This window comes from Syntrophales bacterium, assembly GCA_023229765.1.
Classification (GTDB): Bacteria; Desulfobacterota; Syntrophia; order Syntrophales; family UBA5619; genus DYTH01.
Genome location: JALNYO010000028.1, coordinates 30,694 through 46,019, shown reverse-complemented (window position 1 = coordinate 46,019; position 15,326 = coordinate 30,694). Strand labels below are relative to the sequence as shown.

Annotated in this window: 3 protein-coding genes; all 3 read left to right on the top strand. The window is 53.0% G+C overall.

The genetic code is table 11. The features are described from left to right. Positions 1–38: 38 nt before the first annotated feature. The 3 genes from M0P74_13210 (at position 39) to M0P74_13200 (ending at position 15,241) form a co-directional block, all read left to right on the top strand. On the top strand, positions 39–11,189 hold the full coding sequence (locus tag M0P74_13210) for an Ig-like domain-containing protein (GenBank protein MCK9364544.1): 11,151 nt from the start codon (positions 39–41) through the stop codon (positions 11,187–11,189). 163 nt (positions 11,190–11,352) lie between these two features. Next, entirely contained in the window at positions 11,353–14,520 is a 3,168-nt protein-coding gene (locus tag M0P74_13205) for a tetratricopeptide repeat protein (GenBank protein ID MCK9364543.1), read from the top strand. Between the two features lie 142 nt (positions 14,521–14,662). Next, a complete protein-coding gene (locus tag M0P74_13200) occupies positions 14,663–15,241 on the top strand; it encodes a rubrerythrin family protein (protein ID MCK9364542.1) in 579 nt (192 codons plus the stop codon). Positions 15,242–15,326: the final 85 nt, after the last annotated feature.

Below are 15,326 nucleotides of genomic sequence, written 5' to 3'. Positions count from 1 at the left end.
CAAATACGATTACTGGCAATAGTTCTTCCGGTATTTCCGTGTCCAATTCGAACTGGACAATTCATAATAACAATCTCTACGGCAACACATCCTATGACCTTTCTTACTCTGGCGGATCGGGGACTACGCTGGATGCGACCGATAACTGGTGGGGTACAACTAATGCAGTGGAGATATCGGCTCATGTTTACGACAGTAATGATGATTTGACCAAGGGGACGATCAACCTGGGCAGTGTCCTTATGTCGGCAGGCGGTACTTCCAACAATGTTCCCAGTATCTCAGCTAACGTATCCCCCTTCTTTGGTAACATACCGTTTACACCTACCTTTACTGGGTCAGGTACAGATAGCGACGGCTCCATTGCCAAATATGAATGGGATTTTGATGGAGACGGGACATTTGATTGGAACTCCACCAACACAGGTAATAGCACCCATACATATTCCACGTCAGGGAACTATACTGCCACGTTCCGTATAACTGACAATCTGGGGATCACCAATCAGGTTTCTATCGGAGTGACAGCTATTGACCCTAACTCGCCTACCGCTATTCCCATTGGCGGCAAACTCATATCGGATTTGACATTATTACAGGGCTTTACCTTTGTGATGCACGATAATCTCATAGTTCCCTCCGGCCTTACTTTAACTATTGAGTCGGGTGTTACCATAAAGATCGACAGCGGCAAGGCCATTCAGGTGGACGGGACGTTGATTTCCAGAGGGACGAGTGAAAACAAGGTCGTCTTCACCTCCAGTCTGGCGAGTCCCGTGGCAGGAAGCTGGGGATTCATCAAATTCACCGATTCAAGCATTGACGCTACCTTTGATGATTCCGGCAACTATACTGGCGGCAGCATTTTGCAGCACTGCAAAATCGAGTATGCCGGTGGCGGTTCAGTACCGGATGCTGTGATCGTGGAAAGCGCTGCTCCCTTTATCGACAACTGCGAGATAGCCTATACCAAAGGTGCGGGCATATACGCAACCAATCCGCCGAATATTCGGATTACCAATAATAATATCCACCACAGCCAAAAAATTGGTAACGGCTATAGTATTACTGGCGGCGGTATTGCCATTGACGGTGGGAGTGCTATTATCAAAGGCAATGTTCTGTCGAACAACGCTGGTGAGCAAAGAGGGGGTGGCATAACCCTCAGGTCCATAAGCGCGTCCACTTTGGTTGATGGCAATACAATCACCAATAATACTGGCAATGGTAACGATAGCGGAGCGGGTGGCATCCATGTTGGCGGAAACTCGGCCGTTATTACCATTAGTAACAATACCGTTGACAGTAACTCTGGGAGTTCCGGCTACGGAGGTGGTGCTGGCGGAATTAAGGTCCACTACAACACTGCCAATGTTGTCATCGACAGCAATACCGTAATCAACAATACTGGTGATTGTGGTATCAATCTTGGGGGCGGAGGTTTCGGTCCGTCGGCCCATGCCACTATCCAGAACAACGCTATTAAGAACAATGCTTCCTCAGGGATTCAAGTCTTTGGTGATGGTCAACCGACCGTTATCAGTGGTAATACCATCCAAAGCAACACGGGTAATGGCGTTAATATCGTACAGGGTCAAAACATTACTATCCAAAACAACACGGTTGAATCGAATAATGGAGGGATTAGCGTTGGTTCGGGGAGCGGGCAAACAATCTCCGGCAATACGATACGTAACAATGCAGGTTCCGGACTTTCTTTAGGTAGCGGGTCTGGCTCTGTGTCTACAAATACGATTACTGGCAATAGTTCTTCCGGTATTTCCGTGTCCAATTCGAACTGGACAATTCATAATAACAATCTCTACGGCAACACATCCTATGACCTTTCTTACTCTGGCGGATCGGGGACTACACTGGATACAACCGATAACTGGTGGGGAACGATCAATGCATCAGACATTGATATGGATGTATATGATAAGTATGATGACCTAGTGAAGGGAATATCGAATTTCTCAACACTCCTCCCATATGCCGGCGCAGTAATTCTTGGCCCCACAAATCCATTTATCTCGATACTTAAACGCTCAGGCACGGTTAAAAATCCCGTGCTGACCCTTTCGCTTGGCGCTGATGGTCCGCCAATCGATATGAAAATCACTGAAGACCCCGAATTTCCACCTCCTGCCAGTTGGGAAACCTTTGCGGCAACAAAGGAGTTCAAAGGGGACGGCACCAAATATATCTATGCGAAATATAGAGATGCAAGCACCAATGAATCTGCCATTGCCTTTGCCCGCCCCAGAGGCGTGCTTTACATTCAAAAGAATAAGACGCTGGTCAGCAGGCCGGTCAACATTAAAATTAGAGCGGCGGAAGTGTATACGAAGAAGTATCCGGATTTAATTGCAAAATTATACTTCCGGGGCATTGGAGAGACGGTGTTTCAGCAGACTGTTATGGACCTCGTCGATAATGTCCATCAAGCCTGGATACCTGCGGAGCATACTGTAAACGGCATTGAGTACTATATCATGGTGGAAGACGGTCAGGGCAACGTCCTTACCTCCCTGCCGGAAAGCAATCCCTCGACGCAACCGATGTCCATGTCGTCAGATCAGCTTGTCACTGAATCGCTGGAGAAGGGGAAAGATGTCGAACTTGAGCTTGCCATGGGCGTTACCCTTAAACTACCCGCCAGCGCCGTAGTGAGCGATACGAATCTGGTGGTGAGGAAGCCGGAAAGTGAATTGGCGGCGCTGCCAGGGATAACGCCAATGGGGATCGGTTTTGATGTATCGCTCGAGAACGGCACGAAGGCCTTTACAGAACCGGTTCAGATGGCCATAGGCTACAACCATAAGGAAATAAGCGATGCTTCACAGAGGCGTTTGCGGGTTTACTACCGCAGAGACGATGGCCTCATCCGTCTGGTTCAGGGCTTTGTCGATCTCCTGACCAAGGAATTCAAGTTTTCGACGAATCACTTTTCATCGTTTTTCCTGGCAGAAGGAAGCGATGCCTATCCAGAGTTGCCGATCTCCTGGACGCAGGGCCAGCCGCTGGTCGTCAAAATATCCGTTCTGAAAGGAGTTCCCCTTTCTCAGGCCACCCTTTACTACCGCTCAGGTGAGAAAAACGATTGGACAGCTCTCACCATGACCAAATCCGGCGATTTCCTGGAAGCGACCATTCCCGGCAATGAGGTGGTCAAATCTGGTTTGAGCTATTACGTTGAGGGCACGGACGGAGAGACGTCGGCCACGTCCGGCACCGTGGCCGTCTATACAGGCGAGGACAATTACGAAATCGACGACAGTGATGCCAAGGCCAGTGTCATTGTCCTGAATCACGACTATCCGCAAATCCATAACTTTCACGCGACCGGTGACGAAGATTGGGCGAAATTTTACGCCCATGCAGGGATCGTTTACGAAATCAAGGCCTCGAATCTGGGCCAATATGCCGACGTTGTCCTTGACCTGTACGATACCGATGGGGAAACGTTGCTGACCTCGGTTGATGATGGGTTCAACGGACAGGATGAATTGCTCTCCTGGACGGCCCCTGAAAAGGGTATCTATTATGTGAGGGTCCGGCAATACGACGCCGCTGTGTTTGGCGCTGAGACGAATTATGATTTGCGGATTTACCGGCCGGTGGCCCCCGATATAGGAACCATTCGGGGAATTATCCTGAGTGATACGGCGCAGGCGCGGATCTCCGGCGCGGCCATACTGGCAAGCCTGGGAAGCGCGATCAGCAGCAATGGCGATTTTATACTTAAGGTGGAGGCCGGCACGGTCAGTGTCCAGGCGGAAGCTAACGGATACCAGAGCGCAACGATACCGAATGTGCAGGTACAGGCCGGACAGGAGACCGTCGTGGACATCTCTATGTTGCCGTTGACCGCTGCCTTGACGGTCGCGAAAACGGGGAACGGCTTGGGGACTGTAACAAGCAATCCTGCGGGGATAAACTGCGGTGTTGATTGCACGGAAACATACAATTCAGGCACGGCGGTTACCCTTACCGCATCGCCCGATTCAGGATTCACCTTTGCCGGCTGGTCGGGCGCATGTTCCGGCACGGCATCCGCCTGCGACGTTGCGATGGATGCGGACAAGAGCGTTTCGGCGGCCTTTGCCGACATTTCCCCACCGGTAGGTTCCGTCTCCATGAGTGGGGGGGCTGTTCTCGCGAATAACGGGACGGTCACCATTGCGATTTCCGCAACCGATGCCGGTAGCGTGGTTCAGATGAGGTTTTCCAACGATGGCGTAACCTGGTCGGATGCCGAGGCCTACGCAACAGTGGGAACATGGACGCTTGCTTCCGGTGACGGCTCAAAAACTCTTTACGCAAAATTTAAGGATAGCGCGGGCAACTGGTCGCAAGCGTATACCTATTTGATTACTCTGGATACGGTGGCCCCGGTACTGACGCTTTCGACGTTGCCGGATGGAGCTTATATAAACAATCCGACGTTGAATGTCGCCGGTTCGGTGACGGATGCGACGTCGGGAGGGAAAACGCTGACGGTGAATGGGAAGGACGCGACGATCGGCGTTGACGGGATATTCAGTGATATCGTCACGTTGGTTGCCGGGGCGAATGCGCTTACAGTGACCGCGACCGACAATGCTGGGAACCAGACGACGGCGACGCGAACGATCACGCTCGATCAGACGGCGCCGGCTTTGATGATAACTGCGCCTGCCGACAACAGCAAGACAGGGGTTTCGGATGTGACTGTGACGGGGAACGTGGACGAGACCTCAACCGTCGAGATAACGTTAAACGGTGACGTTGCGCAGGCGACGACGATGAGCGGCAACAACTTCAATCTGTCGTTGACGCTGACCTACGGCGTAAACACGATCGATGTAAAAGTTACGGATCGTGCAGGTAACAACAGTTCGGGAAAGAGGACCGTTACCTATGACAATCAGGGGCCGTCGTTGGCGATAACCGTTCCCGCTCAGGATGTCAGAACCAACCAGGGCAGCATAATCATCAAGGGCACGGTGACTGATCTGACTACTGTGTCGCTCACGCTTACCGATGGGACAAACACTTTTTCTCCTGTGGTAACAGCCGGCGCCTTTGAGCAGGCGATCACCCTGGCGGTGGAGAAGACCTATGCGGTGACGGTGACGGCTGCCGATGCAGTGGGAAACCAGACGATAGTGCAGAGAAATGTTATCTACGATATCACACCGCCTGCGATGGCCGTCAATGCCTTAGTGGCTTTGACGAATAAATCGAGTCAGACCGTGACGGGAAGCAGAGAGACGAACGCCATTATAACGGTTACCTGTTCAACGGCTACCATAGGGACAGTGACTTATCCTACGGATACCTCCTGGAGCGTGACGATATCCAGTCTGACTGGAGGGAACAATGCCATTGTTTTCAAGGCGGCGGATGCTGCGGGGAATGAGACCGCCCTTGATAGATCGATCACTCTGGATACAACGCCGCCTGTGGCGGAGATTTCCGGATTGCCGGGATCGCCGACGAAGCTTACGGGCGTAACCTTGAATATTGCCGGTGCCGGTGTGACTGCCTATCGGTTCAAGGTGGACAACAGCAGCTACTCACAAGAGGTAGCGGTGACCGACCCTATAATCTTGACTGCTATGTCGGAGGGTAGTCATACGGTTTACGTGGTCGGCAGGGATGCGGCGTGGAACTGGCAGGTGGAGGAATTGGCGACATCGGTAACATGGGTAGTGGATACGATTGCACCGCTCGTTGAGGGGACAGTGAATGACGGTAGTCCATATGCCATGAAGAATACGGCTATATTGACGTTCACTCCATCGACCGCGGATGTTGTAAAATTACGTTTGAGCAATGACGGGGCCATCTGGGGAGAAGAACAGGCGTACGCGAGCAGTTTGACCTGGAATCTTGGGACGAGCGACGGTGCAAAGACTATTTACGTGAAGTTTAAAGACAGCGCCGGCAATTGGTCTCATACGCATAGTTATACAGTTAATCTGGATACGATGGCGCCGGTTCTGGCGCTTTCTACCATGTCGGATGGGTCTTACACGAACAATCCGACGTTGAATGTTGCCGGATCGGTGACGGATGCGACGTCGGGGATGAAGACGCTGACAGTGAACGTGAAGGAGGCGACGATCGGCGTTGACGGGACGTTCAGTGATATCGTCACGTTGGTTGCCGGGGAGAACACGCTTACGGTGATAGCAACCGACAATGCCGGGAACCAGACGACGGAGACGCGAACGATCACGCTCGATCAGACGGCGCCGGTGTTGACGATAACCGCACCTGCCGATAACAGCAAGACCGGGGTTTCGGATGTGACGGTGACGGGAAGCGTGGACGAGACCTCTACCGTCGAGATAACGTTAAACGGGGGCGCTGCCCAGTCAGCGACGATGAGCGGCAAGAACTTCAACTTGCCCTTGACGCTGACCTACGGCGTAAACACGATCGACATAGCGGTGACGGATCGTGCCGGTAACGAGGGCGCAGGGAAAAGGACGGTGACCTATGACAATCAGGGGCCGTCATTAGCGATAACCGTTCCCGCTCAGGATGTCAGAACCAACCAGGGCAGCATAATCATCAAGGGCACGGTGACTGATCTGACTACCGTGTCGCTCACGCTTACCGATGGGACAAACACTTTTTCTCCTGCGGTAACAGCCGGCGCCTTTGAGCAGGCGATCACCCTGGCGGTGGAGAAGACCTATGCGGTGACGGTAACCGCTGCTGATGCAGTGGGCAACCAGACGATAGTGCAGAGAAATATCATTTACGACATTACGCCGCCTGAGATGACGATCGATGCCTTTGCGACCTTGACGAATCAATTGAGTCGGACGTTGACGGGAACGAAAGAAGCCAACACCACATTAACAATCACCTGTCCAACGGCTACGGTAGGGGCGATAACTTATCCTACGAATACCTCCTGGAGTGTGACGATATCCAGTCTGATTGAGGGGAACAATGCCATTGTTTTCAAAGCCGTGGATGCCGTGGGAAATGAGACCGCCCTTGATAGATCGATTACTCTGGATACAACACCTCCGGTGGCGGAGATTTCCGGATTGCCGGGATCGCCGACGAAACTTACCGGCGCAACCTTGAATATTGCCGGTGCAGATGTGACGGCCTACCGCTATAAACTGGACAATGGCGGCTACTCGCAAGAGACGGCTGCGACCGATCCTATAACCTTGACCGCTCTTTCCGATGGCAGTCATACGGTTTATGTTATCGGCAGGGATGCGGTAGGGAACTGGCAGGCGGAGATTTCGGCAACCAAGGCGACCTGGGTAGTGGATACGGCAGCGCCGCTGGTTGAGGGGACAGTGAATGACGGTAGTCCATATGCCATGAAGAATACGGCTACTTTGGCGTTTATCCCATCGACCTTGGATATTGTAAAAATACATTTGAGCAATGACGGAGCTATCTGGGGAGAAGAACAGGCGTACGCGAACAATTTGACGTGGAATCTTGGGACGGGCGACGGCGTACGGACGCTTTATGTCCAGTTCAAGGATAGCGCGGGCAACTGGTCACGAACGTACACCTATTTGGTTACTCTGGATACGGTGGCCCCAGTTCTGACGGTATCGACGTTGTCGAATGGGTCTTACACGAACAATCCGACGTTGAATGTTGCCGGATCGGTGACGGATGCGACGTCGGGGGTGAAGACGTTGACTGTGAACGGGAAGAACGCGACAATCGGCGTCAATGGGGCATTCAGCGATGCCGTCATTTTGGTTACTGGGGCGAATACGATTACGGCGACCGCGACGGACAATGCCGGGAACCAGACGACGGAGACGCGAACGATCACGTTCGATCAGACGGCGCCGGTATTGACGATAACCGCGCCGGCCGACAACTGTAAGACAGGGGTTTCGGATGTGACGGTGACGGGGAACGTGGACGAGACCTCGACCGTCGAGATAACGTTAAACGGCGGCGTTGCGCAGGCGGCGACGATGAGCGGCAACAACTTCAATCTATCGTTGACGCTGACCTACGGCGCAAACACGATCGACATCGCGGTGACGGATCGTTCCGGCAACAAGGGCGCAGGGAAAAGGACGGTGACCTATGACAATCAGGGGCCGTCATTAGCGATAACCGTTCCCGCTCAGGATATCAGGACCAACCAGGGCAGCATAATCATCAAGGGCACGGTGACTGATCTGACTACCGTGTCGCTCACGCTTACCGATGGGACAAACACTTTTTCTCCTGCGGTAACAGCCGGTGCCTTTGAGCAGGCGATCACCCTTACAGTGGAGAAGACCTATGGGGTGACAGTGACCGCTGCCGATGCAATTGGCAACCAGACAATAGTGCAGAGAAATATTATTTACGACATCACGCCGCCGGAGATGTCCGTAGATGCCTTTGCAACCTTGACGAATAAATCGAGTCAGACCCTGACGGGAACCAGAGAGACGAACACCGTTGTAACGGTAACCTGTCCAACGGCTACCATAGGGACAGTGACTTATTCTACGGATACCTCCTGGAGCGTGACGATATCCAGTCTAACTGAGGGGAACAATGCCATTGTTTTCAGAGCCATCGATGCGGCGGGGAATGAGACTGCTCTTGAAAAGACGATCATGCTGGATACAACGCCCCCTGTGGCAGAGATTTCCGGATTGCCGGGATCACCGACCATGCTTACGGGCGCAACCTTGAATATTGCCGGTACCGGTGTGACTACTTACCGGTATAAGGTGGATAACGGCAGCTACTCACAAGAGGCGGCGACATCCAATCCAATATCCTTGGCCACTCTATCCGATGGCAGTCATACGGTTTATGTTATCGGCAAGGATGCTGCGGGGAATTGGCAGGCAGAGGGGTTGGCGACAGCGGTAACCTGGGTAGTGGATACGGCAGCGCCATTGGTTGAAGGGACAGTGAATGACGGTAGCTCGTATGCCAGCAACAATATGGCTATTTTGACGTTCACTACGTCAGCCCAGGATATCGTAAAATTACGTTTGAGCAATGACGGGGCCATCTGGGGAGAAGAACAGGCATACGCGAGCAGCTTGACTTGGGATCTTGGGACGGGCGCCGGTTCACGGACGCTTTATATCCAGTTCAGGGATAGTGCGGGCAACTGGTCACAGACGCACACCTATGCAGTTACTCTGGATACGGCGGCGCCGGTTCTGACGGTTTCGACGTTGTCGGATGGGTCCTACACGAACAATCCGACGTTGAATGTTGCCGGTTCGGTGACGGATGCGACGTCGGGGATGAAGACGCTGACGGTGAATGGGAAGGATGCGACGATCGACGTCAATGGGACATTCAGTGATGCCGTCATTTTGGTTACCGGGGCGAATGCGATTACGGTGACCGCGACGGACAATGCCGGGAACCAGACGACGGAGACGCGAACGATCACGCTCGATCAGACGGCGCCAGCTTTGACGATAACCGCGCCTACGGACAACAGCAAGACAGGGGTTTCGGATGTGACGGTGACGGGGAGCGTGGACGAGACCTCGACCGTTGAGATAACGTTAAACGGCGGCGTTGCGCAGGCGGCGACGATGAGCGGCAATAACTTCAATCTGTCGTTGACGCTGACCTACGGCGTAAACACGATCGACATAGCGGTGACGGATCGTGTCGGCAACAAGGGTGCAGGCAAAAGGTCCGTGACCTATGACAATCAGGGACCCTCATTGGCGATAACCGTTCCCGCTCAGGATATCAGAACCAACCAGGGCAGCATGATTATTAAAGGTACGGTCGTGGATCTTACGGCAGTTGCACTCACGCTTACCGATGGGACAAACACTTTTTCTCCTGCGGTAACAGCCGGCGCCTTTGAGCAGGCGATCACCCTGGCGGTGGAGAAGACCTATGCGGTGATAGCAACCGCTGCCGATACAGTCGGCAACCAGACGATAGTGCAGAGAAATATTATTTACGACATCACGCCTCCTGTGGCAGAGATTTCCGGATTGCCGGGATCACCGACGAAGCTTACCGGCGCAATCTTGAATATTGCCGGTGCCGGTGTGACTGCTTACCGGTATAAGCTGGACAACGGCGGCTATTCCCAAGAGGCGGCTGCGACCGACCCTATAATCTTGACTGCTATATCGGAAGGGAGTCATACGGTATACGTAATTGGCAGGGATGCGGCAGGGAATTGGCAGGCGGAGATTTCGGCAACCACGGCGACCTGGGTAGTGGATACGGCAGCGCCGCTGATTGAGGGAATAGTGAATGACGGTAGCTCGTATACCAACAACAATATTGCTATTTTGACGTTTGCTACGTCAGCTCAGGATATCGTAAAATTACGTTTGAGCAATGACGGAGCCATCTGGGGAGAAGAACAGGCATACTCGAGCAGCTTGCCTTGGGATCTTGGAACGGGCGCCGGTTTACGGACGCTTTATATCCAGTTTAAGGACAGTGCGGGGAACTGGTCACAGACGTACACCTATGCAGTTACTCTGGATACGGTCGCGCCGGTTCTGACGCTTTCGATGTTGTCGGATGGGGCTTACACGAACAACCCGACGTTGAATGTCGCCGGTATAGTGACCGATGTGACGTCGGGGGTGAAAACGCTGACGGTGAATGGGAAGGATGCGACGATCGGCGTCAATGGGGCATTCAGCGATACCGTCACGTTGGTTGCCGGGGCGAATGCGCTTACGGTGACCGCGACGGACAATGCTGGGAACCAGACGACGGAGACGCGAACGATCACGCTCGATCAGACGGCGCCGGTGTTTAGTCTGAATCCGGTGCAAAGTCCGACCAGTCAGACAGACCAGACCCTGACCGGTACGAGGGAAGCAAGTGCCAAAGTCGCGGTTGTCTGTCCCACCGCTTCTGTAGGAACGGTTACGTATCCTACCGAAACAACATGGTCAGTGACAACGACCAATTTGGCCGAGGGAGACAATGCCATTTCTGTAAAAGCTAATGATATCGTTGGCAATGAAGCCACGATACATTCAGTGATTACGTTGTTCATTGTCACTTCCGGGGATGTCAACAACGATAAGAATGTGGACTTGATTGATGCCGTTTTGGCCATACAGGTTATGAATAACATGGCGCTTGCCCAGCCGATTTACAACGAAGCAGATGTCAATGGCGACCACAGAATCGGCATGGCGGAGGTGCTTTACATTTTGCAGAAGGCGGCGGAGATGCGACAGCAGTAAATAATTTGGGAGTGGAAAAGTATTGAAAAATTGCATCCATAAAAGGTACTTCATATTTTTAGCAGGATGTTTCTGCTGGCTGCTTCAATTTAATGGAGCTTGGGCTGCCGATGTTCCCGCGGGGAAGGTCATTCATACACGCGGTCAAGTCGAGATTATCAGCATGACCCCCAAGGCGGTCGTACCGGGTCAGATTCTTAACCATGGCGATGTCATCCGCACGGGAGCCGATGGGTGGATCGCCATCGTTCTGTCAGATGAAACCCTCCTGCAATTAAATCGTAATTCCCGCTTTACCCTGAAGGATGTTGCCGAAAATGCCGGTTGGAACCTGATCCGGAATGTTGTTGTAAAAACTATCAGAAATGTATCGAGCTCCCGTTATATGCTGAATGCTGGCGAGGGATGGTTCCGCAACAAGAACAGGAATACACGGATAGATATTGAGGCGTTCGGCATGGTCGCGGGCGTTCGGGGTACCGAACTCGATTTGAAATTGAGCGATGACGGGGTTGCAACCGTAGCCGTTCTGGAAGGGAGAATCACTGCAAGTAACGATTTAAGTTCTATAGACGTCCGAACTGGTGAACAGGCGGTTGCCCGACCTGGCAAACCGATAACCAAGAGCATACTTCTGACCCCGGAAGATGCCGTTCAGTGGACGATCCCGGTTCCGCCCCTTTTTGATGACCGCGGTGTTCCTTCGGAGGTTCGGGTGGCCTTGGCGGACCTTCAAGCGGGAAATGTGAAACAGACCGAACGGCAAATGGCGGATTTCACTTTGCGCAATCACGAAGAGGCTTCCGGGTGGAGTCTGCTGGCCCTTACCCGCATTATTCTTGGTCGAAAAGCGGAGGCGCTGCAAGCCGCCGACAAGGCGGTACAAGCCGCGCCGGATTCGGCCAACGCCTTCATCATTCAGGGTTACGCTTTTCAGGCCGCGTTCGACATGGACCGCGCACTGAAATCATTCAAACAGGCGCTCCGCCTTGACGGTGAAAATGTTCTTGCTCTTGTCAATCTTGCCCGGCTTCAATTTGGCATGGAGCTGACCGATCAGGCTTTGGAAAATTTGGAAAAGGCTCGACGGCTCGCCCCGCAAAATGGTAATGTTTACAACCTCGAGGGATTTGTACTTCTGGCTGGAAGGCGTACCGATGAGGCCATTGCCGCTTTCCGAATAGCGTCCGAACTCGATCCCTCCCTTGGTGAGCCGCACATGGGGTTGGGACTCGCGTATATGCGGAAGGGCGATTCTGCGCAGGTCCTGGAAGAGATCACAACTGCCGTTCTCCTCGAACCACGGCGGTCGCTATTCTTGAGCTACTGGGGGAAAATGCTCTATCAGCTCGAACGTTTTGACAAGGCCCTGGATGTACTCAAAACAGCGGCTATTCTCGATCCCCGTGACCCTACCCCCGAATTCTACCAGGCGCTCATCCTGCGCGACCTCAACCGGCCGACGGAGGCCATCGCCGCGATTAACCGGGCAGTGTCGCTCAACGACAATCGGGCCGTGTACCGCTCACGCTTTCTGCTCGACCGGGATCTGGCTTCGAAGAACATTGATCTGTCAGTCCTTTATAACCAACTCGGCCTTTCCGCCTGGGCAAAAAACAAGGCGATGGCTTCCATCAAGCAGGATTACAATAATTCCGGAGGACATCTCTTTTTGTCCGGCGCCCTGCGGGATGCTGATGACCGCTCTTGGGCCTTCGCCGGGGAATCGCTGCTGTCGCGCCTACTGCAACCGGCCAACGTCAACACATTCAACACATTCAATGAATACACAGCATTCTTTGAAAAACCCGCCGTTCATGCGACCGTAAGTGGCTCGTTCGGCGAAATGCAGACCAGCGGGGGTGAAGTCTTTCTCGATGGCGCCATTCCCGCTCTGAACTTGGCCCTGGCGGCGGGTGGCCTTTATCAGGAGACGGACGGTTGGCGCAGCACGAACGGCGAACGTGCCGGCAATTTTGCCGTTTACGGGAAATGGGATCCAACAATGAAAGACGGTTTAATGGCTGTTTACTCAAGTCAGAAGTCGAAACAAAAAGATACCGGCTACCCGCGCTACGAATGGGACGCGCTGCAGGAACCGGATGCCTGGACGGAAAACAGCTTGAGCCGTGTCGAACTGGGATACCACCACCATTTTTCACCCCGTTCGGATGTGCTGCTGCATTTCAGTCGGTTGAGTTCAACCACTGATATCCACGATCTGAGGAGTTTCAGCCAGGACCTCTCTGGACCACCGCCCATGACCGCAATTGGAAAGACACTATTTTCCGGATGGAATGAGACGCCTTACCGCCAGATGCAGGGTCAGTTTCTCTTCAAGGCTGGGGCGCATCAGTTGATACTTGGATGCGCCCAGTATTGGGGAGAAAACGATTTGGAAGGAGTCAGCTCGGCAGATGTTAATCAGGTGAAAACCGGTGGTATCCTGACCGATGTCAGCATCAACCTTTATCGGAATCCGATTCAAACCGAGACGAGTCGGAGCTCTCAGAGCTACTACCTTCAGGATATTTGGAAGATCAATAGATACTTGAGCGCCGAGGGTGCGCTATACTTTGATCGGATGGAGAACAGTGACCCCCTTTACAAAACGGCTTGGACGCTTAACGAATTCAATCCCCGTTTCGGCATCATTTTTACCCCGACCGCTCAGGACACCTTCCGACTGGCCGCATTTCGCTATTTGCTGCCCTATATTACAAGCAGAATCGATCCGATGGACATCGGTGGTATCACGGTACTGCGCAACAACTTTCAGGGGGCAGCCATCAGGGAAGGAGATCTCACTTGGGAGAGGGAATGGAGATCGGGATTCTTGTCCATAGGCGGTTTCTACCTGGAAAAGGAGTATGCGCATCAGTTGATCGATGCTTCTACGGCAATCGTAGAGCAGCGGGAGAGGGGCCGTATGAAAGGAGCGGAAGTGGTGATCAATCAGCTCCTATGGCATGGTGTGGGGCTGGCAGCGAGCTATCGCTATCAGGACTTGCAAGACGAAAGTCTGCCGGAGGCCAACCGGGAAGACCACAGAGTCACGGCTGGCCTGAAGTATGTCCATGCGCTGGGATTTTCGGCGGGTATATCGGAGACCTGGCGCCATTCGCGATTTGAAGCGATCAGTAGAGACGATGAAGACATCTGGATTACCGACGTCAAAATCGGTTACGAATTCCCCGGCAGGAAAGGCAGCGTCAACCTTGAATGCCGCAACCTCTTCGACCAGCGTTTCAACTGGATTACTGATTATTTTGTCTTTGCCGGTCGTGCCCCGTCCCGGGAGACTATCCTGACCCTATCAGTAAACTTTTAACTGAAAATTTGCCGGCTTGACCTGAAAGGGCTTATGTGAGAAAAGGTCGAGAAGGCCGCCTTTGCCAGCCCCAAAGAAGGTAAGGCGTAATCGGGCGGCAGAAAAAACAGTTTGTACTCATTTAACAATCAGGAGGTATAAAATGGCAAAGGAATTCAAGGGATCGCAAACGGAAAAGAATTTGCTGGCAGCCTTCGCTGGAGAGTCGCAGGCGAGAAACCGTTACACATATTTCAGCAGCGCGGCGAAGAAGGAAGGCTTCGAACAGATCGCGGCCTTTTTTACGGAGACGGCGGATAACGAAAAGGAGCACGCCAAGGTATTTTTCAAGCACCTGCAGGGCGGCGAAGTGGAGATTACCGCTGCCTATCCGGCGGGAATGGTAGGCACAACAAAGGAGAATCTTGCCGCAGCGGCGGACGGCGAAAAAATGGAGTGGACCACCCTCTATGCAGACTTCGCAAAAACGGCAAAAAAAGAGGGTTTTTCTGAAGTTGCCCGTTCTTTCGAGCAGATTGCTAAGGTGGAAAAGTTTCATGAGGAGCGCTACCGAAGGCTGCTGGCGAATGTCGAGTCCGGGAAGGCCTTCCGCAAGGAGCAAGCCGTGAGATGGCACTGCCGGAATTGCGGTTATATTTTTGAGGGCAAGATGCCCCCTAAAATCTGCCCTGCGTGTCAGCATCCCCAGGCCTATTTTGAAGAGTTGGCTGAAAACTACTAACCCCATCTGGTGGTCGGGAACATCACCCGCTGAAAATTTGTAAGCGGGTTTCATATCGGTCCCTCCTAAGGGGGCAGGCGAGCAT